29 protein-coding genes and 2 pseudogenes are annotated in these 24,793 nt (G+C 64.4%); 16 read left to right on the plus strand and 15 right to left on the minus strand.

The annotated features are described in order from the left end of the window. Window positions 1-89 precede the first annotated feature (89 nt). Entirely contained in the window at window positions 90-1,328 is a 1,239-nt protein-coding gene (locus ABIB78_RS13175) for a branched-chain amino acid ABC transporter substrate-binding protein (RefSeq protein WP_429024887.1), read from the minus strand. 277 nt (window positions 1,329-1,605) lie between these two features. Then, complete coding sequence (locus tag ABIB78_RS13180; RefSeq protein WP_429024889.1) at window positions 1,606-2,880, minus strand: TetR/AcrR family transcriptional regulator; 1,275 nt, start codon at window positions 2,878-2,880, stop codon at window positions 1,606-1,608. Between the two features lie 94 nt (window positions 2,881-2,974). Here ABIB78_RS13180 and ABIB78_RS13185 point away from each other — a divergent pair, with 94 nt between their 5' ends. Next, the gene (locus ABIB78_RS13185; RefSeq protein WP_429024891.1) at window positions 2,975-4,039 is read left to right on the plus strand and encodes a ketopantoate reductase family protein; all 1,065 of its coding nucleotides are present in this window, start codon (window positions 2,975-2,977) and stop codon (window positions 4,037-4,039) included. 141 nt (window positions 4,040-4,180) lie between these two features. Next, on the plus strand, window positions 4,181-4,378 hold the full coding sequence (locus ABIB78_RS13190; RefSeq protein WP_429024894.1) for a hypothetical protein: 198 nt from the start codon (window positions 4,181-4,183) through the stop codon (window positions 4,376-4,378). A gap of 287 nt (window positions 4,379-4,665) precedes the next feature. Here the strand turns inward: ABIB78_RS13190 and rnk are convergent, their stop codons facing one another. The 3 genes from rnk to ABIB78_RS13205 all read right to left on the minus strand — a co-directional run bounded on the left by rnk (window position 4,666) and on the right by ABIB78_RS13205 (window position 6,483). Then, complete coding sequence (rnk, locus tag ABIB78_RS13195) at window positions 4,666-5,046, minus strand: nucleoside diphosphate kinase regulator (RefSeq protein ID WP_429025345.1); 381 nt, start codon at window positions 5,044-5,046, stop codon at window positions 4,666-4,668. 343 nt (window positions 5,047-5,389) lie between these two features. Further along, window positions 5,390-5,920, minus strand: a complete 531-nt coding sequence (locus tag ABIB78_RS13200) for a chromate transporter (protein ID WP_429024897.1) — start codon at window positions 5,918-5,920, stop codon at window positions 5,390-5,392. Beyond that, window positions 5,917-6,483: a chromate transporter gene (locus tag ABIB78_RS13205; protein WP_429024899.1), complete on the minus strand. Its 567-nt coding sequence runs from the start codon at window positions 6,481-6,483 to the stop codon at window positions 5,917-5,919. Before ABIB78_RS13205 ends, ABIB78_RS13200 begins: the two co-directional genes overlap by 4 nt. Before the next feature lie 117 nt (window positions 6,484-6,600). Between ABIB78_RS13205 and ABIB78_RS13210 the strand changes: the two genes are divergently transcribed. Further along, complete coding sequence (locus tag ABIB78_RS13210; RefSeq protein WP_429025348.1) at window positions 6,601-7,515, plus strand: LysR family transcriptional regulator; 915 nt, start codon at window positions 6,601-6,603, stop codon at window positions 7,513-7,515. Between the two features lie 192 nt (window positions 7,516-7,707). Continuing rightward, window positions 7,708-8,256 (plus strand): carboxymuconolactone decarboxylase family protein, encoded by a 549-nt coding sequence (locus ABIB78_RS13215; RefSeq protein ID WP_429024902.1) that lies wholly within the window; start codon window positions 7,708-7,710, stop codon window positions 8,254-8,256. A 57-nt stretch (window positions 8,257-8,313) separates the two neighbouring features. On the opposite strand, the gene ABIB78_RS13220 is transcribed toward ABIB78_RS13215, so the two are convergent. Further along, window positions 8,314-9,309: a GlxA family transcriptional regulator gene (locus ABIB78_RS13220; protein WP_429024904.1), complete on the minus strand. Its 996-nt coding sequence runs from the start codon at window positions 9,307-9,309 to the stop codon at window positions 8,314-8,316. Window positions 9,310-9,373: 64 nt separating this feature from the next. Here ABIB78_RS13220 and ABIB78_RS13225 point away from each other — a divergent pair, with 64 nt between their 5' ends. Next, a complete protein-coding gene (locus ABIB78_RS13225) occupies window positions 9,374-10,108 on the plus strand; it encodes a DJ-1/PfpI family protein (RefSeq protein WP_429024907.1) in 735 nt (244 codons plus the stop codon). Window positions 10,109-10,229: 121 nt separating this feature from the next. Here the strand turns inward: ABIB78_RS13225 and ABIB78_RS13230 are convergent, their stop codons facing one another. Both ABIB78_RS13230 and ABIB78_RS13235 read right to left on the minus strand, forming a co-directional pair. Next, window positions 10,230-10,742 (minus strand): lipocalin-like domain-containing protein, encoded by a 513-nt coding sequence (locus tag ABIB78_RS13230; protein WP_429024909.1) that lies wholly within the window; start codon window positions 10,740-10,742, stop codon window positions 10,230-10,232. A gap of 122 nt (window positions 10,743-10,864) precedes the next feature. Next, entirely contained in the window at window positions 10,865-11,344 is a 480-nt protein-coding gene (locus ABIB78_RS13235) for a hypothetical protein (RefSeq protein WP_429024911.1), read from the minus strand. Between the two features lie 181 nt (window positions 11,345-11,525). On the opposite strand from ABIB78_RS13235, the pseudogene ABIB78_RS13240 reads away from it, so the two are divergent. The 4 genes and pseudogenes from ABIB78_RS13240 to ABIB78_RS13255 form a co-directional block, all read left to right on the plus strand. After that, window positions 11,526-11,672, plus strand: a pseudogene (locus ABIB78_RS13240) (amidohydrolase family protein); the annotation flags it as partial. A gap of 26 nt (window positions 11,673-11,698) precedes the next feature. After that, window positions 11,699-11,947, plus strand: a complete 249-nt coding sequence (locus ABIB78_RS13245) for a Rieske (2Fe-2S) protein (protein WP_429024913.1) — start codon at window positions 11,699-11,701, stop codon at window positions 11,945-11,947. 252 nt (window positions 11,948-12,199) lie between these two features. Then, complete coding sequence (locus ABIB78_RS13250; protein WP_429024915.1) at window positions 12,200-12,817, plus strand: glutathione S-transferase family protein; 618 nt, start codon at window positions 12,200-12,202, stop codon at window positions 12,815-12,817. 61 nt (window positions 12,818-12,878) lie between these two features. Then, window positions 12,879-14,954, plus strand: coding sequence for a pyridoxamine 5'-phosphate oxidase family protein (locus ABIB78_RS13255; RefSeq protein WP_429024918.1), 2,076 nt, complete (start codon window positions 12,879-12,881; stop codon window positions 14,952-14,954). A gap of 38 nt (window positions 14,955-14,992) precedes the next feature. Here ABIB78_RS13255 and ABIB78_RS13260 read toward each other — a convergent pair whose 3' ends face one another. Further along, a complete protein-coding gene (locus ABIB78_RS13260; protein ID WP_429024920.1) occupies window positions 14,993-15,349 on the minus strand; it encodes a hypothetical protein in 357 nt (118 codons plus the stop codon). 141 nt (window positions 15,350-15,490) lie between these two features. Continuing rightward, on the minus strand, window positions 15,491-16,066 hold the full coding sequence (locus ABIB78_RS13265; protein ID WP_429024922.1) for a TetR/AcrR family transcriptional regulator: 576 nt from the start codon (window positions 16,064-16,066) through the stop codon (window positions 15,491-15,493). Between the two features lie 125 nt (window positions 16,067-16,191). Between ABIB78_RS13265 and ABIB78_RS13270 the strand changes: the two genes are divergently transcribed. Further along, entirely contained in the window at window positions 16,192-17,175 is a 984-nt protein-coding gene (locus tag ABIB78_RS13270; protein ID WP_429024924.1) for an MDR family NADPH-dependent oxidoreductase, read from the plus strand. A 68-nt stretch (window positions 17,176-17,243) separates the two neighbouring features. On the opposite strand, the gene ABIB78_RS13275 is transcribed toward ABIB78_RS13270, so the two are convergent. The 3 genes from ABIB78_RS13275 to ABIB78_RS13285 all read right to left on the minus strand — a co-directional run bounded on the left by ABIB78_RS13275 (window position 17,244) and on the right by ABIB78_RS13285 (window position 19,297). Further along, window positions 17,244-18,014, minus strand: coding sequence for a COG4705 family protein (locus tag ABIB78_RS13275; protein ID WP_429024927.1), 771 nt, complete (start codon window positions 18,012-18,014; stop codon window positions 17,244-17,246). 75 nt (window positions 18,015-18,089) lie between these two features. Next, the gene (locus tag ABIB78_RS13280; protein ID WP_429024929.1) at window positions 18,090-18,485 is read right to left on the minus strand and encodes a hypothetical protein; all 396 of its coding nucleotides are present in this window, start codon (window positions 18,483-18,485) and stop codon (window positions 18,090-18,092) included. Between the two features lie 56 nt (window positions 18,486-18,541). Then, the gene (locus ABIB78_RS13285; protein WP_429025351.1) at window positions 18,542-19,297 is read right to left on the minus strand and encodes a COG4705 family protein; all 756 of its coding nucleotides are present in this window, start codon (window positions 19,295-19,297) and stop codon (window positions 18,542-18,544) included. A 259-nt stretch (window positions 19,298-19,556) separates the two neighbouring features. On the opposite strand from ABIB78_RS13285, the gene ABIB78_RS13290 reads away from it, so the two are divergent. From ABIB78_RS13290 to ABIB78_RS13305, 4 genes and pseudogenes are all read left to right on the plus strand, one after another. Continuing rightward, the gene (locus ABIB78_RS13290) at window positions 19,557-20,219 is read left to right on the plus strand and encodes a response regulator transcription factor (RefSeq protein ID WP_429024931.1); all 663 of its coding nucleotides are present in this window, start codon (window positions 19,557-19,559) and stop codon (window positions 20,217-20,219) included. Beyond that, the gene (locus ABIB78_RS13295) at window positions 20,216-21,520 is read left to right on the plus strand and encodes a sensor histidine kinase (RefSeq protein WP_429024934.1); all 1,305 of its coding nucleotides are present in this window, start codon (window positions 20,216-20,218) and stop codon (window positions 21,518-21,520) included. Before ABIB78_RS13290 ends, ABIB78_RS13295 begins: the two co-directional genes overlap by 4 nt. 179 nt (window positions 21,521-21,699) lie before the next feature. Beyond that, window positions 21,700-22,513, plus strand: a pseudogene (locus tag ABIB78_RS13300) (uridine kinase). Window positions 22,514-22,527: 14 nt separating this feature from the next. Beyond that, window positions 22,528-23,352 carry a molybdenum storage protein subunit alpha gene (locus ABIB78_RS13305; protein WP_429024935.1) on the plus strand — a complete coding sequence of 275 codons (825 nt, stop codon included), beginning with the start codon at window positions 22,528-22,530 and terminating at the stop codon, window positions 23,350-23,352. A gap of 59 nt (window positions 23,353-23,411) precedes the next feature. Here ABIB78_RS13305 and ABIB78_RS13310 read toward each other — a convergent pair whose 3' ends face one another. Further along, window positions 23,412-23,696: a hypothetical protein gene (locus ABIB78_RS13310; protein ID WP_429024937.1), complete on the minus strand. Its 285-nt coding sequence runs from the start codon at window positions 23,694-23,696 to the stop codon at window positions 23,412-23,414. Here ABIB78_RS13310 and ABIB78_RS13315 point away from each other — a divergent pair. Further along, a complete protein-coding gene (locus ABIB78_RS13315; protein WP_429024939.1) occupies window positions 23,686-23,886 on the plus strand; it encodes a hypothetical protein in 201 nt (66 codons plus the stop codon). The two genes, ABIB78_RS13310 and ABIB78_RS13315, sit on opposite strands and share 11 nt — an antisense overlap. Before the next feature lie 120 nt (window positions 23,887-24,006). Beyond that, entirely contained in the window at window positions 24,007-24,372 is a 366-nt protein-coding gene (locus ABIB78_RS13320) for a cupin domain-containing protein (protein ID WP_429024942.1), read from the plus strand. Between the two features lie 23 nt (window positions 24,373-24,395). Here the strand turns inward: ABIB78_RS13320 and ABIB78_RS13325 are convergent, their stop codons facing one another. Further along, window positions 24,396-24,632 carry a hypothetical protein gene (locus ABIB78_RS13325; RefSeq protein WP_429024944.1) on the minus strand — a complete coding sequence of 79 codons (237 nt, stop codon included), beginning with the start codon at window positions 24,630-24,632 and terminating at the stop codon, window positions 24,396-24,398. Window positions 24,633-24,793 lie beyond the last annotated feature (161 nt).

Genomic DNA, 24,793 nt, shown 5'->3' on the forward strand with positions numbered 1-24,793 from the left:
CGGTGAAATGAGCTCCGGCACCACCACGCTGCCGGAAGGCGAACGCCTCCGCAACCCTGTGGTCGCGGAGGCGCCTTCCAGGCGGCCGATCAGGGCCGCTTCATGTTGCAGGTGGTCGGAAGCATCGTCTGATCGGTGTCGATCTTGGAGACGGGGTGCCAACCCCAGCCGGTGTTCTCTTCGTCGAACGGCTCCTTGGCCTTGTCGGCCAAGTTTCCGAACGAGGAGATAATGATCGGCTGGAAGAACTGGTGATCGTCCTTGCGCATGAAGCCATCGCCGCCGTCGAACACCTCGAACTTCATGCCCTCGAGTGCGGCCGCGACTTTCCCCGGATCGATCGAATTGGCTTTCTCGGCGGCGGCCTTGAACATCCGCATCTCGTTGACGGCGCGCGGATACCACACGGAAATGCCGGTCTTGGCGCGGAAGTCCTTCTCGAAATCCATCGCCGCCTTGTTGCCGGAGTTCGGGATGCCCTCGCTGATCTGGAACACCTGGTGGTCGAGGCCGGTCTGCTTGATTGCGGTCGGTCCACCGGCGCCGCCGGCATAATAAGTGTACCAGTTGACCTTGAGGCCGGCATCGGCCGCGGCCTTCAGCAGCAGCGCGAAGTCCTGTCCCCAGTTGCCGGTCACGACAGTGTCGGCGCCGGACGCCTTGATCTTGGCGATGTAGGGCGAGAAGTCGGTGACCTTGAGCATCGGGTGCAATTCGTCGCCGACGATCTGGATATCCGGCCGCTTTTCGCCCAGCATCTTGCGCGCCTCGGATCGCACCGACTGGCCGAACGAGTAGTCCATGTTGATCAGGTAGACCTTCTTGATGGAGGGCTGGCCCTTCATGTAATTGGTCAGCGCCGCCATCTTGATGTCCGAGTTCGCATCCCAGCGGAAGTGCCAGTAGCTGCACTTTTCATTGGTCATGCTCGGATCGACCGCGGCGTAGTTGAAGTACAGCACTTCCTTGCCGGGGTTGCGCGAGTTGTTCTTGGTGACGAAATCTTCCAGCGCCGCACCGACCGACGAGCCGTTGCCCTGGGTGATGTAGTGGATGCCGGCGTCGACCGCCTTCTGCGCCTGCACCAGGCTTTCCTGAGGATTGGTCTTGTTGTCGAGCGGGACGATTTCGACCTTGTGGCCGAGGATGCCGCCCTTGGCGTTCAGTTCGTCGGCAAGGTACTGAAACGTCTTCAGGCCGCCTTCGCCGACGCTGGCGCCACCGCCGGAGAGCGGATCGATATAGCCGATCTTGATGGTTTCCTGCGCGGACGCCGCGCCTCCCAACACCGTCAGCGCTGCCGCGGCGGCAACGATCAGCTTATGCATCCTGCGTTCTCCCTTTGCTCATGTTTCTGATTGGTCTTCAGCAATCTAGGCCGTCTCATAACCCCAATTGCCAAGCCTTCGCAACTTTCGCTTTGAATACTGCGTCAAGTTTTAGCGGGTGGTATTATGATGTTATAGGCTATATGCCATCGAAATCGGGGCGCTGTTTTGAATTGCAGGTAAACTTTTGGATGAGGGCTTACGCTCGTTCGCGGTTCGGAACCGGCGTCGTCTGTGGCCCGGCTCTAAACCTCCCCTTTGAAAAGGGGAGGTCGCTTCACTCGCCAGAGCGAAGCGGGTGGGCCGGATGCCGGCGCGGCTTGAGGCCCGAGAGAAACAGCCGCGCGAAATGATCGGCGATCTGCGCTGGTGACCAGTCGCGCCTGGTCTTGAACCAGATCGGATACCAATGGCCCATTCCGGTGAGAATACGCTCTGCAAAGTACGTGTCGATGCGGCGGAAGCGGCCCTCGTCGATCCAGCGCTGATAGCTGTTCTGGTCTTGCCGGATCGTCGCCAGCACCTCGCCGACATAGGCCTTCCGGTCGGCGTCGTTGAGATAATTGATGTTGTGGTAGGTCGCCTTTGGGCCGCAGGGCGTGTCGTGCAGCATCAGCAGCAAGCGGATTCGCTGAACGATGTGATCGAATGCGCCGAGGCTCTGGTTTTGCAGGTGCTCGCGGATGCTGATCTCGCCGGCCAGCCCGCGTCGCAGGCAAGCCAGCAACAGGCTCTCTTTTTCGCTGAAGTGATAGTAAATGCCGGCGCGGGTCATGCCCGCATCCACAGCGATGCTTTCAAGCGACGTGCCTGATGCCCCCCTGCGGTTGAAGCTGTCGGAAGCAATCGAAAGCATCCTGTCGAACTTTGCGGCCCGCTTGTTCATTGCCGCGCGAGATTCCAGGAAAGGGGCAAGGCTAAGCGACTCGGGCATGCCGGGAAGCGCGATCTCGCGCCGGTAAACCCCGTGCGTGATGATGTCATCAATCGCATCGATCGCCTGCTGGCGCGTGTAGTAGTCGCGTTCGGACAGCCAGAACGGAACCCAGTCCAGGATGGAGATCAGCGCCACCGCCGTGAGCAGCGGTTCGTCGCAGGCGATCGAGCCGTCGGCCACGCCCCGATCCAGAATGTCCGCAAGCAGTGCGGCGTTCTGCCAGCGCTTGGCATGGACTTCGTCGCTGTAGGGCGCAGCAAGTGCATCGATATCGGTGAACAGGATCATGCGCTGGCCTTCGGGCCTAAGCCTGCCGCGCACAAAGCGCCTGACGATCTCGAGCCCGTCGATACCGGGTTCGGCCGCCGCTTCGATTTCGTGCCGATAGATCGCAAGGCCGCGCAGGTAGCAGTGAAAGATCAGATCTTCCTTGTCGCGGAAATAGTGGTACAGCGCGCCCGGCACGGCCCGAACCGACGCCGCGACCTGCTCCATCGTCACGTTCGCGTAGGAGTGGCGAGCAAACAGCCGGGAAGCTGAGACGAGGATTTCTTCAGCCCGATCCGTCGGGTCGGCGGCGACTTGCAAGCTCGAATGCCCTTCCTGATCGCGCAACGAAAATCTGCACCCGAGATAATCCCCTTGGCAGTAGCTTGTCGATCTGCGATAGACGTTGGTATACCATACACCAGTGGCTGTTGGAGAGAGCATGGCGCGCAACATTCTGATCCTTGGAGCTTCCTACGGCTCCCTGCTGGGGACCAAGCTGCTGATGGCGGGTCACAACGTGACCCTGGTGTGCCGCAAAAACACGGCGGACCTGATCAACCGCGACGGCACCGAGGTACGGATCAAGCTGCGCGACGAGAAGGAGCACCGCTCGATCTTCTCGCGCGACCTGCCGGGCAAGCTCAACGCCCTCACGCCCGCCGACGTCGAGGTGTCGCGCTACGACATGGTTGGGCTAGCGATGCAGGAGCCGCAATACACCAACCACACGGTTCGGGTGCTGATGATCAAGATCGCGGCGGCGAAACTGCCGTGCCTGTCGATCATGAACATGCCGCCGCTGCCGTATCTGAAGCGGATCCCCGCGCTCGCCGGCATGGACCTCGAGGAAGCCTACACCAATGCGCAGGTGTGGGAGCGCTTCGAGCCGGGATTAGTGACCCTGTGCTCGCCGGATCCGCAGGCCTTCCGTCCGCCGGAAGAGAAGGCCAACGTGCTGCATGTCGGCCTGCCGACCAACTTCAAGGCCTCGGTTTTCGCCGACGACAACCACAACAAGGTGCTGCGCGAACTCGAAGCCGACATCGACGCGGTGACGCTCGACGGCCAGGACGTTCCGGTGAAGCTGAAGGTGTTCGACTCGCTGTTCGTGCCGCTGGCGAAGTGGTCGATGCTGCTGACCGGCAATTATCGCTGCATCACGCCATCAGAGCCGCAATCGATCCGCGACGCCGTGCACGGCGACCTCAAGCGCTCGCAGGCGATCTATGACCATGTCGACGCCATCGCGCGGAAGCTCGGCGCCGATCCTGCGGATCAGGTGCCGTTCGCGAAGTACGCCAAGGCGGCGGAAAGCCTGCTCAAGCCGTCATCGGCGGCCCGCGCGGTCGCCGCCGGCGCGCCGTTCATCGAGCGCGTCGACCTGCTGGTGAAGCTGATCTCGCACCAGCTCGGCACGCCGAGCGCCGAGATCGACCGCACGGTCGAGACCGTCGATCAGAAGCTGAACGAGAAGATCGTGCAGGGCGGTTCGGGCGCCGAGTAACGGAACGCGCTGATGGCGGGGGCAGGAACGCCCTCGCCATGCATCGGCGATCGGCAAGAGCGCAATTGCGGTTGCCGAACGCATGGCTCGGCCTTGTGCGGCTGGGGTAAGCTCACGCAGCTGCGGTTGGGAGCCACGCACATGCCGATCAAATCGCTTCCTCTCCTTGCAATCTATGGCGACCTCGAGCGCGCGCGCGATATCATGCGCGCCTGGCAGCCGCTCGACCATCTTTCCCCCGACGACGCCGAGATCGTCGTGAAGGCGATCGCCGAGGGCATCGCGCGCGGACGAAGGCACGGCCTCGAGATGGGGCAGCAGTGTCACCTCGCGGCGTGAGCGTTCACGGAGAGCGTTCGAGTATCGCGACTGATCCACGTGAGGTGAGTACTCTCTCAGGCTCCCTCTCCCCTTGCGGGAGAGGGTGGGGAGAGGGGTGGCCCCGGGCGAGATGATCGAAACACCGCGGCGCTATCGCAAACGTCCGCGTGCGAGTCTCTCGACGCTCCGTTGAGAGAGTGTGCCGTGTGGCACCCCTCGCCCCAACCCTCCCCACAAGGGGCCACAAGGGGGGAGGGAGCCCGTCCGCCGGTGGCTCCCGCGTCGAAGCGAGATAGGCTGCGCCGCTAGCCCCGATGCGTCACGGCCAGGATCGTCACCGAGCGCGTCCGTTGGCTCGGCGTCTGGAAATCGATGGTCTGACCGACCGACAATCCGATCAGTGCGGCGCCGACCGGCGTCAGCACCGAGATGCGCCGCAGCGCGATGTCGGCTTCGTGCGGATAGACGAGCACGACTTCCCTGACGTCGCCGCTCTCGTCGTCGCGGTAGCGCACGCGCGAGCCCATGCGGACGACGTCGTGCAGGTCGGTATCATCGGCGACGAGCGTGGCCCGGTCGGTCTCGCGCGCGAGGAACTGGGCGACGCGAGGAAATACCGCCATGCTGGAATCGGCCAGCGCGCTGAGGCGATGCGCCTCGCTCGTGGTGATGATGATCGGCGGCAACGCAGGGGCGGTAAAGCTGCTCTGAATGCTTTGGGTCATGTCGGATGATCTTTTGCGGTTGATCGAAGGCGCGCCAACGCCGGCGCGTGGACATCTCGCGACGCGACGGGCTGAATGATTTTGGATGACGTTTGAGAATCCGGACGGCGCGCGATCGCCGGCCGGCTAATTGCCTGCGTGCAGACGTCCGGCGCGCAAACCGAGGCGCGCAATACGGGTGTCGATGCTCAACATGTCGATCATGGCAACATCAACATAGTTGCTCGTGACGTCGCATCCATTGCGGCGAAAGCGCGCACGCGCCGCGTGGAAAACGACGCGTCATCGCCGCAACAGCCTGGCGTCAGGGTTGGCCGATGCCGGACAGGCCGAGTGCCGCGCCGGCGGCGAGCGCAAGCAGCGGATGGATGCGGGTCGTGGTCGTGGCGATTGCGACCATTGCCGCGATCAGGATGGTGCCCCAGCTCAAGGCGGAGGCATGGGTGATGACGATGGCGCTGGCGGTGACGAGGCCGGCGGTGACCGGAACCAGCCCGGCCTGCACGGTGCGCCGCCAGGGCCGGTCCTTGAAGCGTTCCCAGAGCCGCAGCGCGAAGCCGGTGACGAGCGACGACGGCCCGAACTTGGCGAGCGAGGTCACCAGCACGCCCGGGAAGCCGGCGACATGCCAGCCGACCAGTGGGACCACCATCATGTTCGGCCCCGGTGCGGCCTGCGCCAGCGCGAACAGCGCGCCGAATTCCTGCGCCGTCATCCAGTGATGGATGTCGACCACCTGACGCTGCATCTCCGGCAGGATGGTGTTGCCGCCGCCAAAGGCGAGCAGCGAGAGTTCGGCGAAGATCAGTGCGAGCGTGATGAGGGTTTCGCTCATGACGCCTGCCTCGACCTGAGGACAATGCTGAGCGGCGCGAGCGTCAGCAGGGTCAGTAGCAGCGGCAATCTGAACACCGCGATCGCCAGCACGCAGAGCGCACCGATGAACAGGCCGAGCACATCGCGCCGCAACGGCCAGGCGATCTTGATCGCGGTGGAGATCAGGAGGCCGGCGGCGGCGGCAGCCAGTCCGCCGAACAGATGACGGACGACCGGGTCGTCGGCGAAGCGGCCATAGATCACACCGAGACCGATCACGACGGCAGTCGGCACCGCGATCAGGCCGAGGATCGCCGCGAACGCGCCGGGAATGCCGCGAAATTTGAGCCCGACCGCCACCGACATGTTGATGATGTTGCCGCCGGGCAGGAACTGGCAGAGCCCAAGCAGATCGGTGAACTCGGCGCTGGAGAGCCAGCCGCGCTTCTCCACCATCATGTGCCGCGCCAGTGGCAGCACGCCGCCGAAGCCGGTCAGGCCGAGAATGAAGAAGCCCGTGAACAGCTCGCCGACATATGGCGCCTCGTGCTTGGTGGTGAGGGTGGCGGGTGCTGCATCCATCGGCACATCGGCTCCGGTTCTTGTCGTGTTCGATCCGAACCTAGTTTGCGATGCTCCAAATATCAAATATATGGATCAGGTAATTGTCATACGCGTTGAATATGGATGCATCAGATGATCGAGCTGCGCCATCTCCGCTATGCCGTCGCGGTCGCCGAGGAGAGCCACATCACCCGCGCCGCCGCCCGGCTCGGCATCCAGCAGCCGCCGCTGAGCCAGCAGATCCGCGCGCTGGAAGCTGCGATCGGCGCGCCGCTGTTCCGCCGACAGCCGCGCGGAGTCGAGCTGACCGCCGCCGGCCGGGCCTTCGTCGGCAAGGCGCGCGCGATCCTGCGCGATACCGAGCTCGCCGTGGAAGCCGCGCGCCGCGCGAGCCGCGGCCAGGAGGGTCAGCTTGCGATCGGCTTCACCTCTTCGGCCGCCTTCCATCCCTTCGTCACCGGCGTGATGCGCGAAATGCGCGAGCGCGCGCCGGCGATCACGCTTTCGCTCGAGGAGGCCTCGACCGGCGAGCTGATCGAAGCCGTCGAGGCCGACCGGCTCGATGCCGCATTCGTGCGCTCGCCGAGCGAGCGGCTGGAGAACCTCACGATCGCGCATCTGCTCGACGAGGAGATGCTGGTGGCGTTGCCCGATCATCATCCGCGCGCCCGCAAGGACACGCGCCGGCGGATTGCGCTGGCCTCGCTCGCCGACGAGCCGCTGATCCTCTACCGCCGTCCGACCGGGCCGGGACTCTACGACAGCATCATCGCCGCCTGCCGCGCGGCGGGCTTCAGCCCGAAGGTGGCGCAGGAGGCGACGCGGATGGTGTCGACGCTGAGCCTGGTCGCGGCCGGGCTCGGCATCTCGATCGTGCCAGAATCGATGGCGCGGCTTGAAACGGCCGGCGTTTCCTATCTCCGCCTCGACCGCGCCACAGGCCTGGTCGCGCCGCTCGCGCTGGCGCGCAAGAAGGGCCCCGCCGGCGGCACGCTCGGCCGCCTGCTCGGGATCGTGACGCGGCGGGTGAAGGACCGGGCTGCCGTTTGATTGAGTTGCACGACGTAGCTGAGCATCAACACGCTCGGCTGCCGATGGCGTGGAATGTGGGGAGTTTGGCGAACGCTGCCGTCAGGGCGCGGTAGATAGCTCCCATCGAACTCTGATGCCGGCGCGTCGATCGCAATAGCTCAGTTGCGTCCGGCGGCCTCGGGTTCAATCACCATAGTGAAAGGCAGTTCAATGGCACGTTTTCCTGTCCATACGCTCGATTCCGCACCGGAAGCCTCAAGGCCCGCGCTGCGTGACGTCGAGGCGCGGTTTGGCATGATCCCCAATCTTGCGGCGACGATGGCGACGTCACCGGTGCTAATCCAGAGCTTCATCGGCATCTTCGACAAGGTTCACGGCGGCAGCTTCACCGAACAGCAGATCCAGACCGTGCTGCTCACCGATGCGGTGACCAATGGCTGCACCTGGGCGGTCGCACTGCACTCTGCGCTCGGCCTGCAGGCCGGCCTTGCTCCGGCCGATGTCGACGCGATGCGTGCCGGCGGCTCGCCCGCCGACAAAACACTCGGCGCACTCTCGACGCTGGCGCGGTCGCTGATCGAAAAGCGCGGGCGGCTCGGCGATGAGGAGATCGAACGATTCCTGGCGGCCGGGTTCTACAAGGACCTCGTGCTTGAAGTAATTGCCATCGTGGCGGCGTCGACCATCACGAATTACACGGGCAGCGTGACCAATCCGCCGCTGGAGGCGGCGTTGCAGGCGCATGTCTGGAACGGCTGACCGGTTCTCGCCTGGGCACCGATCACCGGCACATCGGCCGTGCAGCCGGCGTGCGCTTCAATGCGCAAACCTGGCGCGATAGTCCTGCGGTGTGGTCGACAGCACGCGCAGGAAGCTGCGGCGCATCGTCTCCTCCGATCCGAAGCCGCAGCGCTGCGAGATCCGTTTGATCGGCAATCGCGTCTCCGAGAGCAGGTGCCGCGCGCCCTCGACCCGCAACCGTTCGATCGCACGTGCCGGCGTCAACCCGGTCGCATCAGCGTAATGCCGGCTAAAGCTGCGCTCGCTCATGCCGGCCTGTTTCGCCAGCGTCGAAAGCGAGAGGTCGTCGGCCAGATGGCCACTGATCCAGTCATGCAGCGCGCCGAACCTGTCGTCAGTCGTTTGCAGCGACAGGACTTCGCTGAACTGCGCCTGGCCGCCGGGCCGCTTGAAAAACACCACGAGATAGCGGGCGACGGCAAGCGCCGCTGCGCGGCCAAGATCTTCCTCGACCAGCGCCAATGCGAGATCGATGCCGGAAGTGACACCGGCGGACGTCCAGAACGATCCGTCGCGCACGAAGATCGGATCGGACTCGACGCGGATATCGGGAAAACGTTCGGCCAGTTCTGTGCAAAATCCCCAATGGGTGACCGCGCGGCGGCCATCGAGGACGCCCGATGCGGCGAGCAGGAACGCGCCGGTGCAGACCGATGCGGTGCGGCGTGCATGCCCGGCGCGTCCGCGCACCCAGTCAACCAAAACGCTATCGGCCGCCGCAGCGTTGACGCCGTCGCCGCCCGGGATCACCAGCGTGTCGATCGCGGTGCCGATGGCGGGCAGTGGATGCACCGCGAGCCCGACGCCGGCCGATGCCTCGATCGTCGGGCCATCCTTGGCAACGACGCGGACGTCATATGGCTCGGCGTTGCCTGCCTTGGCTGTCAGCGCGTTGGCCGACGCGAACACCTGCAGTGGCCCGGTGACGTCGAGCAACTGCACCGCCGGGTAAGCCAGTACTTCGATCAGGCGGCGGCCTTTTGGCGAGAAATGTGGGCTGGTTGGCGTCATCGCCGAAACGTGCCGCGCTAGATTCGCTTTGTCCATAGTGCAAGGGAAGTTCAAGGGAGGTTCGATGATTGCTCACGATGTCCACTTGCGGATCGGTTCGCTGCTGTTCGAAGGCGTCGATCAAATCGACTTGACCGGGCCGTTCGAGGTGCTGTCGCGGATTCCGAATTCGACCTACCGCATCTACGCCAAGAGCATGGAGCAGGTGCGCGATATCAGGGGACTGCGGCTCGTGCCTGACGCGACGCTGGCCGATGCGCCGCCGCTCGATGTGCTTCATGTGCCGGGCGGCTTCGGTCAGGAAGCTCTGATGGAGGATGCAGAGGTTCTCGGCTGGATCCGTCAGCAGGCTGCGGGAGCTTGCAGGGTCTTTTCGGTCTGCACCGGGGCGCTGATCTGCGGAGCGGCCGGCCTTCTGAAGGGACGCAGCGCGACGACGCACTGGGCGTCGTTTCATCTGTTGCCATTCTTCGGCGCTATTCCCGTGAACGAGCGCGTGGTGGTGGACGGAAGCTATGTCTTTGCCGCCGGGGTCACGGCAGGCATCGACGGCGCATTGCGGCTCGCGGCTGAATTGCGCGGCGACGATGCCGCGCGGGCGATCCAGCTCTATATGGTGTATGCGCCGGAGCCGCCGTTCGACTGTGGCACGCCGGAGACCGCGCCGCCTGCGATTCTTCAGCAAGCGCGGCTGGCCGTGCACGCGATCACGGCGCAGCGGGAGGAAACCGCGCGCCGCGTGGCTGCCAGGCTGGGCGTCGAGACTGAGCGCATCGGCTTTAGGTTGGCGATACCCTGAACTCGGAAATCGGTGTTCTTCTAGAGCATGATCCGGAAAAGTGCGAAGCGGTTTTCCGAAAAGATCATGCTTAGACAACAAGCTAGAGCGCGATGACGATTCAACCTAATCTCATCGTGCTCTAGGGCGCCGCTGCACGTTTCCATGCGGTTCGGAGCGTCATCCCGTTGGGTGTTCTGGGATTGTCGAATTTGAGCTCGTCGGAAGTCAAGAGGGTGATGGTTCTCTTTTGATTGGGAATGGCTGCGACGTTCGCGTAGGTGCTGGCAGCAAGGTTGACCGACATCACCTTCGTATTCTCGTCAATCGAGTAAGTGCCATAGTATGCGATGCTGGACGCGACGATCCCTTGTGCTTCCTCGGGGGTGGCCTTCGCCCGATCATTGGCCGCGATCTTCGGAATCTCGTCGCGAGACTGAAACAGTGAAAAATGTCCATCGTTCGAGAATATGATCACGCCCCTTGGCGCTGGACCGAAAGGCTCTCCCCGTTTTCCATCGTCCATCTCACTGATGACCGATACAAGGGTCCATGCTCCGACAATCTGTTCCTTGGCTATCTTCTGTTGATTTTGAGCAAAGGCGGCGCCCGACAGGGCGAGGCCAAGGCCGACGGCGAGAAGAGCCTTTTTCATATGTCTCTCCGTGCTGAAAACTGACTTCTGAAATTGCCGAGGATTGTGCGCATCGAAGCTTGCCTAAAACAAGTCCCGTGCAGCGTGCCGCGTGCCCAAGGCTGCGCGCCAATGAACCTGTCCTAATTCCCCGGCTCGAAGCTGCAGTCGGCGCCGCCGCCGGCCTTGTCCCTGATCACGTTCGGATCGAGCGTGCAGGACAGTTTTGACAGCGCCTCGTAGATCGCGCCCGCGGCGCCGTCGGGCGGCACGCCGGCCAGCGCCACGGTGGCGAAGATCGCGTTGGCTTCGCGACCCTTCACGGTGTGGGTTCTGCTGCCGAATGTCAGCGCGCAGGAGCGTGCAGTGATGTCGACATTGCTGGCGCGGCAGACGACCTTGTCGGCGGTGACGGTGATCTTCTTGGTGGTGGGGACATTGCTGTCGCCGTTGAAGAACGCGGCGACCGCCTTCTTCTCCTTGGCCGGCAGCGGCGAATAGGGCGCCACGACGCCGGCGAGCGCCAGCGCGACCGAGCCGGAGGTGGTCGCGGGCGCGGCCAATGCCGTGGACGAGGCCAGCGACAATGAACATGCGAGGATCGTCAGTCGGCTCAGTTTCATTCCCGTCTCCTGGTGCAGCGCTTTCCACGGCGCGGAATCGCTAGCATATCTCGCGGCCTGAATGGGGTGATGCCATTCACATGGCGTCCTGCAACTTCGCGTGAGGCGCGGATGCGCGCGCAGGGCAGAGCGGCCCCGCGTGGATCGGCTTGCACGACCGCGCTATCGGCGGCACAGTCCGATCTGCGGCAGCGATGCCGCCAACAACGATGACAAGAAGATCAATCCGGGGAACGCCATGGCGGCCACGCGCATCGACTGCGACATCCATCCCGCGGTGGGGGGAACGCGCACCACGCTGCTGCCCTATCTGAGCGATCACTGGAAGGCGCGCCGCTGGAGAAGGCCGCCTGCGTGGCGCGCCTGACCTCGCCGGAGCCCGGCATCTATCAGCGCGACCGCGTCGGCGAGATGCTGCGCTGTCCGTGGCACGGCTGGGAATTCGATATGCGCAACGGCCAGTCCTGGTTCGATCCGAAACGGTTCAGGATCCGCTCCTATCCGGTCGCGGTCGAGAGCGGCGCGGAATTGCAGAAGGGGCCCTATGTCGCCGAAACGTTCCCGGTGCACATCGAAGGCAATTACGTGATCGTCGAGGTTTGAAGGGCGCAGCTTGGAGGCGGGCGCTTCCGCAAAGCTCGTCATGCCCGGGCTTGTCCCGGGCATCCATGTCTTGTTTCGCCGGGCAGAAAAGACGTGGATGGCCGGGACGAGCCCGGCCATGACGAGAATTCTAATTTATTGCATTAATCGCAATAATGAAGTGTCGTAACAGATAATTCTCATGTGAGCTGCAATGGGCCACCTTGGGTTCGCGGTCGGGATGACCCCGCCCACGACATCGGGAACGGCACCATGAAGCTCTATCACTTCGCTCTCTCCGGTCACGCGCACCGCGCGCGCCTGTTCATTTCCTTGCTCGGAATTCCGCACGAACTGATCGAAATCGACCTCAAATCCGCGGCGCAAAAGACGCCGGAATTCCTGGCGCTCAATCCGTTCGGTCAGGTGCCGGTGCTGGACGATGACGGCACCATTATTGCCGATTCCAACGCGATCCTTGTGTACCTCGCGACCAAGCTCGGCCGAACCGACTGGCTGCCGCGGGATGCAAAGAGTGCCGCAGCCGTGCAGCGCTGGCTGTCGGTCGCCGCCGGCGATCTCGCGTTCGGGCCTGCCGCGGCGCGGCTCATCACCGTGTTCGGCGCGAAGCACAATCCGGACGATGTGATCGCCCGCGCCCATGTGCTGCTGAAGCGGCTCGAAGCCCATCTCGCCGATCGCGACTGGGTGGTGGGCGCGCAGCCGACGATCGCCGATGTGGCGCTCTACAGCTATCTCTCGAGCGCGCCCGAAGGCAACGTCGATCTCTCCGCCTATGCGCGCGTCAACGCCTTCCTGCGCCGGATCGAGGCGCTGCCGGGCTTCGTGCCCTTTGCCAAGACCCTCGTCGGTCTGGCGACGGCTGCGTGACGTGCTGACCGGGCGTGCCTTCGGGCGCGCCCCGTCCAAGCCCGAAAAGGGAGGCAACGAGATGAGCGACAGGCGAACCAAGAGCAAGCTCGCGACCTGGCATGCCGGCGAGAGGGCGATCCAGCAGAAGGCAGGCGTTGCCGAAAAGATGGAGGCCGTCGGCCGGCGCGCCGTGCGGGACTTCATGCCCGACCAGCATCGCGACTTCTTCGCGCAGATTCCCTTCATCGTCGTCGGCAGCGTCGACCGCAGCGGCGACGCGTGGGCGTCGCTGCTGGCCGGTAAGCCCGGCTTCATCTCCTCGCCGACACCGCGCAGCCTCGAGATCGAGGCGCGGCCCGAGCCCGGCGATCCCGTCAGCGAGGGCATGCGCGAGGGCGATGCGATCGGGTTGTTGGGAATAGAACTGCACACACGGCGCCGCAACCGTGCCAACGGGCTGCTTCGTGCATCGTCAGGCAGGGCGCTCAGCTTCGGGCTCGATCAGAGTTTTGGCAATTGTCCGCAGTATATCCAGCTGCGGGATTTCGCCCTCGTGCGCGAGCCGGATCAACCTTTCAAGGGAAAGATCGAGGAAAGCACGACGCTCGATCAGGCGGCGCGCGACATGATCGCTGCGGCCGATACGTTTTTCGTGGCGTCCTATGCCGAGCGCGAGGACCGTCGCCAGGTCGACGTCTCGCATCGCGGCGGCAGAGCGGGTTTCGTCCGCGTCGCCGCCGACGGCACGTTGACGATCCCCGATTTCGCCGGCAATCTGTTCTTCAACACGCTGGGCAACATCCTCGTCAACGGCAAGGCGGGGCTGCTGTTCGTCGATTTCGAAACCGGCGATATGCTGCAGCTGACCGGCGACGCCGAGGTGATCCTGGACTCGCCCGAGATCGCGGCGTTTCAGGGCGCCGAACGGCTCTGGAGCTTCCGTCCGCGCCGGATCGTGCGTAGGCGCGGCGCGCTGCCGCTGCGCTGGGCTTTCCGCAGCGACGGCTGGTCGCCGAATGCGCTGATGACCGGCGACTGGGCGCAGGCCGCAGATCGCATTCGAGCAACCGAGCGCGCAACGCAATGGCGCCCGTTCAAGGTCACCAGGATCGTCGACGAGAGCCGTTCGATCCGTTCGTTTCATCTGCAGCCGGACGATGGCGCAGGGCTGCTTCCGCATCAGGCCGGACAGCATCTGCCGATCCGCCTCTCAATGCCCGGCTCCGACAAGCCGGTCATTCGCACTTACACGTTGTCGGTCGCGCCGTCGGATGGCATGTACCGCATCAGCGTGGAGCGCGACGGGCTAGTGTCGCGGCATCTGCACGACACGATCCATGTCGGCGACATCATCGAAGCGCGCGCGCCGCGCGGCGGCTTCACGATCGATGCGCGCGAGAAGCGGCCCGCGGTGCTGCTTGCCGGCGGCGTCGGCATCACGCCGATGCTCGCGATGCTGCGCCACGTGGTCTACGAAGGGCTGCGCACCCGCGGCGTCCGGCCGACCTTCCTGTTCCAGGCCGCGCATGCCAGGCAGGAACGTGCGTTCGGCGACGAATTGCAGCAACTGGCCGATGCTGCAGGTGGCGCAGTCCGGATCATCCGCGTCCTCAGTGACGTCGATGGCGCCGAGCAGGGTACAGATTACGAGGCCGTAGGGCGGATCGACATGGCGCTGTTGTCGCGCGTCCTGCCGTTCAACGATTACGATTTCTATCTGTGCGGACCGCCGCAATTCACCCAATCGCTCTATGACGGGCTGCGCGGCTACCACGTCGCGGACGAGAGGATTCACGCGGAAGCGTTCGGTCCGTCGTCGCTGGTGCGGAAGTCCGACGTCCTGAGAGCGCCGCCGCCGCGCCGGCCGCCCGCGACCATGCCGGTCCCAGTCGCCTTCACCGGATCGCTGAAGGAGGCGCGCTGGACGCCGGAGTCCGGAACGCTGCTCGACCTCGCCGAGGCGCGCGGCCTCAGCCCCGCGTTCAGTTGCCGGGAAGGCAATTGCGGAAGCTGCCGGACCCGATTGCAGGCTGGCGCTGTATCCTATGTGAAGGAGCCGACCGCCGAGGTGCCCGATGACGAGGTGCTGATCTGCTGCGCGGTGCCGGCGAAGCCGGAGGCCGAGGGCGAGAATCGGATCGAGCTGGATCTCTGATCAACCGTACTCTGCCTGTGCAGCGCCTTGGCGGCCGCTCAGCCCATGCTGCCCGGCATGAAGCAGCGCGGCCTCGGGTGACCATCCAGGTAGTACGGCCAGACCATGGTGCGGCCTGCGCGGTTCGGTCCGGCGACGACGGCGTCATCGGGAACGTCGACCCACTCGCCCTCGAGACGGACCCGATAGTGCCCGTTCCTGGTGTCCCAATCGGCATCGTCGACGCGCTGCGCATCACTGCCGTCGCAGCACGGGCCCTGGCCGCTGTGCAGGCTCTCATACCAGCCGTTCATCTCGGGATGCTGGTGATCATGGGCCTGCACTGGGCCGACCGCCGGCATCGTCAGCACGGCGGTGAATGCAATAAGCGTCGCACGCCAAAACGGTTTGTCCATCTGATCCTAAATCCGGACGCCCATGGCAGCCAACCCGGAAATGGTCATCGAGCGCTCAACATCAATGAGATGATAATTGTCATATATTCACATTCGTGCGAGGGCGCGCGGAGCGCTGCCGGAAGGCCGGTGCCGGCAAAATCAGGCGAGCAGGCTCATCACCTGATCAATCACGGCCTTCACCCGCTTCGGGTCCGGTGCCTGGTGCGCGAGCGCCAGCAGCCCGGCATGCACGACCATGATCGTGTGTGCGGTGACGTCGGGGTCAAAGCCCTTCCTGAACTCGGCGCGATCGGCGCGCAGCCGTGTGCGCAGGAGTTCTTCAAGCCGCCGGTTGTAGCGCTCGATGCTCTTGCGGAGCTCGGCCTGATCGAGCGAGCCGTCGGTCGCGGAATTGATCGACAGGCAGCCGCGCTGGCCCTTCTCGCCCGAGCAATAGGGGATGAAGCCGGTGAGCCACTGCCTGATGGCCTCGCGAGCCGGCCCCGGTTGCGCCAGCACCCGCTCGGCCCAGCCCAGGATGCCGTCGTGATAGCGGTCCAGCACTTTCAGGAACAGCGCGTTCTTGTCGCCGAACGCCGCATAGAGGCTGGGCTTGGCGACGCCGCTCACCGCCGTGATCTCGTCGAGCGAGGTCGCCTGAAAACCCTTCTGCCAGAACATCTGGCGGGCGATTTCCAGGACGTCGTCCGGATCGAAGCTGCGCGGCCTTGCCATACCGCCCTTTTATGTACTCCCGCGTCGGATGTGAAGCCTTCACCTTGCTGTGAAGGCACTCCGGGCCATTGACGTCATCGATATTCTGTACTTACTAGTACATAACAAAGTTTGGAGATCGTGCCATGAAGGCTGTTCAGGTCGTTGCGTTCGGACGTGCTCAGGATGTGGTCAAGCTCAGCGAGGTGCCCGACGTCGGCAGCCCCGGTCCCAACGAAGTCGTGGTCGCGGTCGAGGCCGCGCCGATCAACAACTCGGATTTCATGATCATTGCGGGGCGCTACGGCTATCTGCCGTCGCCGCCGGCTACGCTTGGGATCGAGGGCGTCGGGCGGGTCATCGCGGTGGGATCGCAGGTGACGAACCTGAAGGTCGGCGATCGAACGTTGATCCCGTTCACGGTCCCGACCTGGATCGAACGCGTCAAGTTCACGGCGTCCTGGCAGCGGCCGTTGCCTGAGAAAGCGGACGTCCAGCAACTCTCGATGATCGGCGTCAACCCGGCGACCGCCTATTTGCTGTTGACCGATTTCGTGAAGGTTCCGCCAGGCGGCTGGGTGATCCAGAACGGCGCCAATTCGGCGACGGCGCGGGCGGTGATCGCAATTGCCAAATCGCTTGGGCTCAAGACGGTCAATGTCGTCCGGCGCGAGGAGGTCGTCGACGAGGTCAAGTCGGTCGGCGGTGATATCGTGCTGGTCGACGGGCCGGACCTCGCCAAGCGAGTCGCCAGGGAGACCGGTGGGGCGCCGATCCAGCTGGCGCTCGACGTCGTCGGTGGCGCGTCCGCCTTGAACCTGATGAACTGCCTGGCGCCGAAAGGGGTGCTGGTCATCTACAGCGCGATGAGCGGACAGCCGTTCTCCGGCTCAGCCTTGAGCGTGATCTTCAATGAAGTGTCGGTGCGCGGCTTCTGGCTTGGTCATTGGGGCAAGACTGCAACCGACGACGCGTTGGCCACGATGTACGATCATCTGGTGCCGATGGTCGCATCCGGCGCGATCAGCGCACCGGTCGTCGGGAGCTATGGTCTCGAGGGATTCTCGGAAGCCATCGCAAAGGCCGCCGCATTCAAGGGCAAGGTGATCCTTACGCCCGGCAAGGCTTGATCCACGGGGGTCTCGCCGCGGCGCCGGTAGCTCGAGAACGATGTCTGGGGCGGGGAGAGGCCGGTTGGTCATGCGTGCTCCCCCGCTCGCTGCGGCAGAACGAATACCAAAGCGGCGATCGCAACGGCGAGGGCGACGGATGCCGTGTAGCGGCTAAGGGCAAGGCCTCCGTGATCCAGCGGTTTGTCAAGGAAATCGCCGACAGTGGCGCCGAGCGGCCTGGTCAGGACGAAGGCGATCCAGAACAGAACGGTGTGCGACACCCTGGTCCAGAGATAGGCGGCGGCAACAATGGCGATGCCTGCCGCGAACACGATGGCACCGCCGCTGTAGCCGAGGCCGGTGGAGTCAGCCATCCAGTCGCCGAGCGCGGTTCCCAGCGTCTGTGAGAACAGGATCGTGACCCAATAGAAGGTTTCGGCCGCCTTGTTGTCGATCGACGCGATCGAGACCGTTCCCATCGTGCGATGCCATGCGGCAAGGGATGCAACCAGCAGTGCGGCGAGCAGCGACGCGCCGCCGAGATACCCGATCCCGAGCGAGCGGTCGACGAAGTCTGCAAAGGTGGTACCGACGGTCGTGGTCGCGATGATCACGATCCAGTAGAGAGCCGGATGAAAGCGCCTCGCTGCCATTTGCGCCGCGACAGCGACAGCGAAGATGACCGCGAAGATCGCGGTGCCGACGAGATAGCCGAGATTCATCGACATCGTGACGGCGTCGCCGCCGGTCTCGCCGAGCGTCGTGGCGAGAATCTTGATGATCCAGAAGCCGAGCGTGACGGCGGGGACCTTGCCGGCGCGGTCGTCCGTGGCGGTGTCGCGCAATAATAGTTCCATGGGGTCATTCACTCCAAGAGGCCGGGTCGCCGGCGGACGATGTTGCCGGCGGGTGGTCGACGATGGACGGAGAGATCAGGCCTTCATCGAGTCCATGATCGACAGCAGTTCGGCGAGCACCTTCTTGCATTTGGCGGGATCCGGATTGGCCTCACGAACCGCCTCCAGCGCACGATCGATCGCCTTGTCGACGGTGTGCCAGTCCGCCGCGGCACGTGGCTTCAGTCCAGCTTCCGCCTCGTCCCATTTGGTCTCGAGGTCCTTGATGCGTGTCTTGGCGCCGGCCGGGTCGCCCTTGTCGACCAATGCTGCGACATCGACAGCGATGTTGCGGAATGGCGTCAGGTCGCCGAGCCTGGACACCGCCGCCTGCGCGCGCGGCAGCAATGTGAGGCCGCCGCTCGCGCCGGGAAGCGGCTGGGCGACTGCGAGCGCGAGGATCGCCGCAAGGCTGAGTGTTGTCCTGTTCATCATGGTTCTCCTTTTGGGGCTGCTTCGGCCGTCGTCCGCCTGGACGCACGGCGAATTCATGCGCCGGGCGATGCTTCCGGCTTTCGGCCGGTGTCGCCTTCGAACGACAGCCAGGTGACCAGCCCGATGATTACCGCGAGGAAGGCGAGGCTGGTGTAGATCGTGCCGAGGCCCAGCCCGCCGTAGTCGCGGGACTGGGACAGCATGTCGCCGAACGATGCGCCGAGCGGCCGGGTCAGGATGTAGGCGATCCAGAAGGCGAGCACCTCGTCGGCGCCGAAGGCGTAGGCCGCGGCGACGCCCGCGATCAGCGCCATGAACACCACGACGCCGATGTTGAAGCCGAGACCCAGCGCTTCGGTGGCGAGGTCGCCCGCGGCGGTGCCGAGCGCGAACGTGCAGAGGATCGCGGCCCAGTAGAACAGCTCGCGCCGCGTGGTCACGATGGTGTGGATCGACAGCGTTCGCTCGACGGCGAACCAGGCCGCGAAGATAGCGGCGAGAGCGATCGCGAAGGCGGCGGTGCTGACGTAGAGGCTGATCTCGAGCTTGTCGGTCAGCGCGTCGGTGATCTGCGTCCCGACGATGCTGACCAGCACGACGGTCAGCCAGTAGATCCACGGCACGTAACGGTCCATGGTGAGCTGGATCAGCAACGCCGCCGCAAAGAGTCCGGCCATCAGCACGCCGGTCACGGTTGTTCCGAGGCCGACATGGACGGCAAGATAGTCCGCGCCGGTCTCGCCGACCGTGGTCGACATGATCTTGATCAGCCAGAAGACGAGGGTAACCTCCGGGACCTTGTTCAGCATGCCGCGGCCGAGATGTCGGGTTTTCTGCACGTTGCGAAGCTCCGTCTTGAAACGTTCGGCGCTTTCGCCGAGCTTGGAAGCAAGCGTGCACGGTCAGACTTAGCTCCTGCTTAGGCGGGCGGACTGGCCGACGCAGGCACTCCGAAAGCCCTAAGTCGCAGCTAAGTCCGAACTGCTATGATACCGCAGCGTCACCGGTTGGTTGATTGGGGAGGCGTGACGTCGCCGAGGAACCCGGCGGATCAGGATGGTCGTCGCGATGCGCGTGCTCTTGGTGGAGGATGACAGGATGATCGGCGCCGCGGTCGTCGACGCGCTAAGGGATGCCGCTTATGCCGTTGACTGGGTGCGCAATGGCGAGGTCGCCATCGAGGCCAGCCGAGGCGAGACCTATGACATCGCGCTTCTCGATCTTGGTCTTCCAGTGGTGGATGGCCTCGACGTGCTCAGGACCATCCGAGCGGATAGCAGGCGTCTTCCCGTGATCATCCTCACGGCGCGCGACACGTTGAATGATCGAATCCAGGGTCTCGATCTCGGAGCCGACGACTATCTGATCAAGCCGTTCGAGATCGGGGAGCTGCTGGCGCGCATGCGCGCGGTGCTGCGGCGCGAGGGCAGCGGGGTGCCGCCGCTCCTGACGAACGGCGAGCTTCAGCTTGACCCCGCGACGCGGGAAGTTTCGTTCCGCGGCGAGACAGCCGTGCTCAGCGCGCGAGAGTTCGCACTGCTGCAAGCCTTGTTGATGCGGCCGGGGACCATTCTGTCCCGGGCCGAGCTCGAACGGCAAATCTACGGCTGGAGCGAGGAGGTCGAAAGCAACGCGGTCGAATTCCTGATTCACGCCGTGCGCAAGAAGCTCGGCGCCGCCGCGATCCGGAACGTTCGCGGCGTCGGATGGATGGCGGATCGGTCGAAATGATGACCTCGCTGCGCGGACGGCTGTTCGTCGGCTTCACCGCGATCATGGTGCTGATGGGGACAATCGGTGGAATTCTCGCCTATAAATGGGCCTACAGCGAAGCAATCGAGATGCAGGATTCCGTCCTGATCCAGATCGGCAGCTTCGCAATCAACGCCTCGATCAGGGAAAGCCGGCCAGTGAACGGCGTCGATGCGGAATCCGAGGTCGCCGTCGTCGAGCTTGGCGACGTGCCGCACGGAGCCGCCGAAGACCGCCGGCTGTGGGCACTGAAGGATGGGCTGCGGAACGATGTGTATCAGGGGCAGCCGGTCCGGGTCCTGCTTCGCACGCGGCCGGACAACAGCCGGTTTGCGGTGATGCAGCGCACGGAGATCCGCACGGAGATTGCAGGCGACATGGCGGTGCGGACGCTATTGCCGATCGCGGCGCTTGTGCCGTGCCTGCTGTTGGTGACCGCCTTTGTGATCGCGCGATCGTTCCGTCCGATGTTGCGTCTCGCGGGCGATCTCGACGCGCGGCCGGCAGACGATGTCAGCGCGTTGGCAGCGTCGGGCGCGCCAAGCGAGCTGCAGCCGTTCCTCGGCTCGATCAACGGGTTGCTGGGACGGATGCGCGCCATGATGGAGCAGCAGCAACGCTTCATCGCTGACGCGTCGCACGAGCTTCGGACGCCGATCACTGCACTCAGCCTGCAGGCGGAAAATCTCGCTTCCCTCGACATGCCGGCGTCGACGCGCGAGCGGCTCGATGCGCTGAAGAGTGGCGCGCAGCGGACCAGGCATCTGCTCGAGCAATTGCTGGCGCTCGCCCGTCAGGATGCCGTGACGCCTGCTGCCGGCGAGGCGGTCGATCTGGACAGGATTGCAAAAGGTGTCGTCGCCGATCTTCTGTCTGAGGCGGCAGCGCGCAATATCGACCTCGGCTTCACGATGGTCGAGACAGTCGCGAGCGACGGCGATCAGTTCTCCCTTACCTCGGTCGTCCGAAATTTGGTCGAGAACGCGGTCAAGTTCACGCCCGAAGGGGGGAGCGTCGACCTTGGCATCTATCGCGAGGACGGAATGGCCGTCATCCAGATCGAGGACTCCGGGCCGGGGATTTCACCGCGGCATCTGGATCGGATCGGCGAGCCGTTCTTCCGCGGTGGCCAGCCGAGCGGCGACGGGGCCGGGCTCGGGCTCTCGATCGTGAAACGGATCATCGATCGGTGCGGCGGTTCGATCCAGTTCGAGAATATGACCGGCACCGAACGCGCGGGTCTGCGTGTGACCGTCAGGCTGCCGGCTGTCGACCGCTGAGATAAGGCGGGCCGCAGAATGCCCCGCGCAGCATCATTGCCATTGCATCTTGAGACCCGCGCGGCTTATCGCTACCAGTGCAGTTCGGATGCGGGCCTTTGCGAGCCGCCGGTCGAGACCGGTTCGGATTTCGCGGGCCGACGGAAGCAATGCAGGGCATTGGAGAAAGGACGTTTCTCGTGGCAAACACGACGGCGGAGCTTGAAGCGCTCCTGATGCAAAAGTCGCTGACCGATCCGCAGCTTTTGGCTGCGGCGGATGCGGCATCGGACTTCCGGATCCTGCCGGACGCCACGGTAATCAAGATCGGCGGGCAGAGCGTCATCGACCGTGGCCGCGCCGCCGTCTATCCGCTGGTCGACGAGATCGTCGCGGTCCGCAAGGCGCACAAGCTGCTGATCGGGACCGGCGCGGGCACCCGCGCCCGGCATCTCTACTCGATCGCGGCCGGGCTTCGGCTGCCGGCCGGCGTGCTCTCGCAACTCGGCGCCTCTGTCGCCGATCAGAACGCCGTGATGCTGGGCCAGCTGCTGGCCAAGCACGGCATCTCCGCGGTCAGCGGCGCCGGGCTTTCGGCCGTGCCGCTTTACCTCGCCGAGGTCAGCGCCGTCATCTTCAGCGGCATGCCGCCTTACGGTCTCTGGATGCGGCCCGCGGCCGAGGGCACGATCCCGCCCTACCGCACCGACGCCGGATGTTTCCTGGTCGCCGAGCAGTTCGGCTGCAAGGCGATGATCTATGTGAAGGACGAGAACGGCCTCTACACCGCGAACCCGAAGACCACGAAGGGCGCCTCCTTCATCCCGAAAATCTCGGTCGCCGAGATGAAGGCGAAGGGATTGCAGGATTCGATCCTCGAATTCCCGGTGCTCGATCTACTCGCCACCGCACGCCATGTCCGCCAGGTGCAGGTCGGTCAATGGCCTCGTCCCCGGCAACCTCACCCGCGCGCTCGCGGGCGAGCATGTCGGCACCATCATCACCGCGAGCTGAAGAGAGACCCGACCATGGATGACACCATCAAGCACGTCACTTCGCCGCTTGCGCGCCAGACCCTGCTCGACAGCGATCTCACCCGTCCCGTCGCCGGCGGACGCCCGATCCCGCTGCTGCCCTGGGTGCAGGTGGTGAAGATCGGCGGCCGCTCGATCATGGACCGCGGCCATCAGGCGATCCTGCCGATCGTCGACGAGCTGCGCTCGCTGTTATCAGAGCATCGGCTGCTGATCCTGACCGGGGCCGGCATCCGCGCCCGCCATCTCTACAGCGTCGGCCTCGACCTCGGACTGCCGGTCGGCTCGCTCGCGCCGCTCGCCGCAAGCGAGGCCGGCCAGAACGGCCATATTCTCGGCTGCCTGCTCGCGCCGGACGGCGTGTCCTATATCGAGCATCCGACCATTGCTAGTCAGCTCGCGATCCATCTCTCCGCCGCCCGCGCGGTCGTTGGCAGCGCCTTTCCGCCGTATCACCATCACGAATTCCCGGCGTCGCGCATCCCGTTGCACCGCGCCGACACCGGCGCGTTCCTGATCGCCGATGCGCTCGGCGCCGCCGGCCTCACCATCGTGGAGGACGTCGACGGCGTGTACACCGACGATCCGAATGGCCCCGATGGGAAGAAGGCGCAGCTGCTGCGGGAGGCCAGCCTCGCGGACCTCACGAAACTGAAAGGCACGCTGCCGTTCGATCCCGCGCTGCTCGAAGTGATGGCCAATGCGCGGCACATCGAGCGGGTGCAGGTCGTGAACGGCCTCGTTCCCGGCCGGCTCACCGCGGCGCTGCGCGGCCAGCATGTCGGGTCGATCATCCGCACCGGCGCGCGGCCGGCTTAAGCGCGCATTCATCCAGAAAATCGTCGCGCGCCGGGTTTGTTCAGCGCGCGACGGGGCGATTACTTGATTGTCGCGTGCACGGTGATGACTGAGGTGCCGGAAGCCTTCGGCCCCTGACCCGTTGCCTTGATGGCGAACGTATCGCTGCCTTTGTATTTGGCTTTCGCCCTGTACTCGAAGGTCGATGCGTTGATCTTTTTCAATTTGCCGTAGGCCGGCTTTTGCGAGATCGCCGAGTCCGTCACGGTGCCGCGTATTCCGATCGGGATCTGGCAGCTCTCGCCCGACGCGACGTCGATATCGCCGGTCGAATTCTCGCCCCAATCCGCCAAAGTGACCGACATCGAGCATTCCGGCGCGGCCTGCGCCGAAGACGCGGGCATGACACTTGATGCTGCAAAGATGACCGCCAATGCGGCGACGCTCGACAACCGCGTCGTGACGATACCTGTTCTCATGCAAGTCCCACTGCTGAAGGTTTTCGGCGCAGGAATCCTGCAACGTGGGAGCAGGGGAGGCAAGGACTTCGGCTGATCTGCGTCGCACGGGTTGAAACAGCTTGGGCACCTTGTTGCGTCGCTGAAGCGCCCCCATAGTCATCGCAACCGCGACTTGGTCGGGACACAATAGTTCGCGTGACAAGGAAGGGTTCCAATGGCTGAAAGCAACGACGGTCGCGCCCAGCAAGCCGGCTTTGCCGGCGTCACGCGCAAGACCCTTGAGCGACTGCGACTACCCGGTGATCATCGCGAGCTGGTCGTTGCCGAGGTGACCTATCCGCCCGGCGGGGTTGCCCCGCTTCACCGGCATCCTGTTGGGGGAGTGGTCTTTATCGTCGAAGGTGTCGCCGAATCCGCCTATGGCAGCGAGGCTCCACGACAGTATCGGACAGGCGAGACCTTGCAGGATCGCGCCGATGTTCCGCACACGCTGTTTCGCAACTGCGATCCGGAACGGCCGCTGCGCTTTCTGACGATCTACGCGCTCGAACCCGGGCGTGCGTATACGATGGAGCCGTGAGTCCGGGCGTTTCCGTGGGCTGTTCAGGTCATCATGAGCTTGATCTGGCCGTCTTCAATGGTCCCCGCCGCAAGGGCATCGCGAGCTCTTTTTTCAATCGTCGGCCAATTCGCGAGAAGATACTTCTGCGCCTGCATCTTCGTTGGGAATGTGGTTTGCAGGATGCAGTCCTGTCGTGCGTTTCCGTTCGCAATCTGAAAAGACACCGCTTGGGGTCCCTCATTGATCTCTTGTTCGGTCGGCTTGGGAAGCTTGCGCATGCTGCTCCTTCACGAAGATTTTCGCGCTCGTCGCGGATGGAATTCGGTCGCATCCCGGGCGGGCGATCCGGTCGCGTGGCGCGCGCGGCTCAATCGACGTCGGCGGCTCCGGCCGCGGTCTTTTTGGCTTTTGCCGGGCGCCGCTTCGACACCTGGTCCGG

The organism is Bradyrhizobium sp. I1.14.4, assembly GCF_050435825.1.
Taxonomy (GTDB): domain Bacteria; phylum Pseudomonadota; class Alphaproteobacteria; order Rhizobiales; family Xanthobacteraceae; genus Bradyrhizobium.

Coding starts and splice junctions, on each gene's coding strand:
- ABIB78_RS13175 (WP_429024887.1), bottom strand. CDS start 1,328: ATGCATAAGCTGATCGTTGCCGCCGCGGCAGCGCTGACGGTGTTGGGA.
- ABIB78_RS13185 (WP_429024891.1), top strand. CDS start 2,975: ATGGCGCGCAACATTCTGATCCTTGGAGCTTCCTACGGCTCCCTGCTG.
- ABIB78_RS13190 (WP_429024894.1), top strand. CDS start 4,181: ATGCCGATCAAATCGCTTCCTCTCCTTGCAATCTATGGCGACCTCGAG.
- ABIB78_RS13200 (WP_429024897.1), bottom strand. CDS start 5,920: ATGAGCGAAACCCTCATCACGCTCGCACTGATCTTCGCCGAACTCTCG.
- ABIB78_RS13205 (WP_429024899.1), bottom strand. CDS start 6,483: ATGGATGCAGCACCCGCCACCCTCACCACCAAGCACGAGGCGCCATAT.
- ABIB78_RS13215 (WP_429024902.1), top strand. CDS start 7,708: ATGGCACGTTTTCCTGTCCATACGCTCGATTCCGCACCGGAAGCCTCA.
- ABIB78_RS13220 (WP_429024904.1), bottom strand. CDS start 9,309: ATGACGCCAACCAGCCCACATTTCTCGCCAAAAGGCCGCCGCCTGATC.
- ABIB78_RS13225 (WP_429024907.1), top strand. CDS start 9,374: ATGATTGCTCACGATGTCCACTTGCGGATCGGTTCGCTGCTGTTCGAA.
- ABIB78_RS13230 (WP_429024909.1), bottom strand. CDS start 10,742: ATGAAAAAGGCTCTTCTCGCCGTCGGCCTTGGCCTCGCCCTGTCGGGC.
- ABIB78_RS13235 (WP_429024911.1), bottom strand. CDS start 11,344: ATGAAACTGAGCCGACTGACGATCCTCGCATGTTCATTGTCGCTGGCC.
- ABIB78_RS13250 (WP_429024915.1), top strand. CDS start 12,200: ATGAAGCTCTATCACTTCGCTCTCTCCGGTCACGCGCACCGCGCGCGC.
- ABIB78_RS13255 (WP_429024918.1), top strand. CDS start 12,879: ATGAGCGACAGGCGAACCAAGAGCAAGCTCGCGACCTGGCATGCCGGC.
- ABIB78_RS13260 (WP_429024920.1), bottom strand. CDS start 15,349: ATGGACAAACCGTTTTGGCGTGCGACGCTTATTGCATTCACCGCCGTG.
- ABIB78_RS13265 (WP_429024922.1), bottom strand. CDS start 16,066: ATGGCAAGGCCGCGCAGCTTCGATCCGGACGACGTCCTGGAAATCGCC.
- ABIB78_RS13270 (WP_429024924.1), top strand. CDS start 16,192: ATGAAGGCTGTTCAGGTCGTTGCGTTCGGACGTGCTCAGGATGTGGTC.
- ABIB78_RS13275 (WP_429024927.1), bottom strand. CDS start 18,014: ATGGAACTATTATTGCGCGACACCGCCACGGACGACCGCGCCGGCAAG.
- ABIB78_RS13280 (WP_429024929.1), bottom strand. CDS start 18,485: ATGAACAGGACAACACTCAGCCTTGCGGCGATCCTCGCGCTCGCAGTC.
- ABIB78_RS13285 (WP_429025351.1), bottom strand. CDS start 19,297: ATGCTGAACAAGGTCCCGGAGGTTACCCTCGTCTTCTGGCTGATCAAG.
- ABIB78_RS13290 (WP_429024931.1), top strand. CDS start 19,557: ATGCGCGTGCTCTTGGTGGAGGATGACAGGATGATCGGCGCCGCGGTC.
- ABIB78_RS13295 (WP_429024934.1), top strand. CDS start 20,216: ATGATGACCTCGCTGCGCGGACGGCTGTTCGTCGGCTTCACCGCGATC.
- ABIB78_RS13305 (WP_429024935.1), top strand. CDS start 22,528: ATGGATGACACCATCAAGCACGTCACTTCGCCGCTTGCGCGCCAGACC.
- ABIB78_RS13310 (WP_429024937.1), bottom strand. CDS start 23,696: ATGTCGGTCACTTTGGCGGATTGGGGCGAGAATTCGACCGGCGATATC.
- ABIB78_RS13320 (WP_429024942.1), top strand. CDS start 24,007: ATGGCTGAAAGCAACGACGGTCGCGCCCAGCAAGCCGGCTTTGCCGGC.
- ABIB78_RS13325 (WP_429024944.1), bottom strand. CDS start 24,632: ATGCGCAAGCTTCCCAAGCCGACCGAACAAGAGATCAATGAGGGACCC.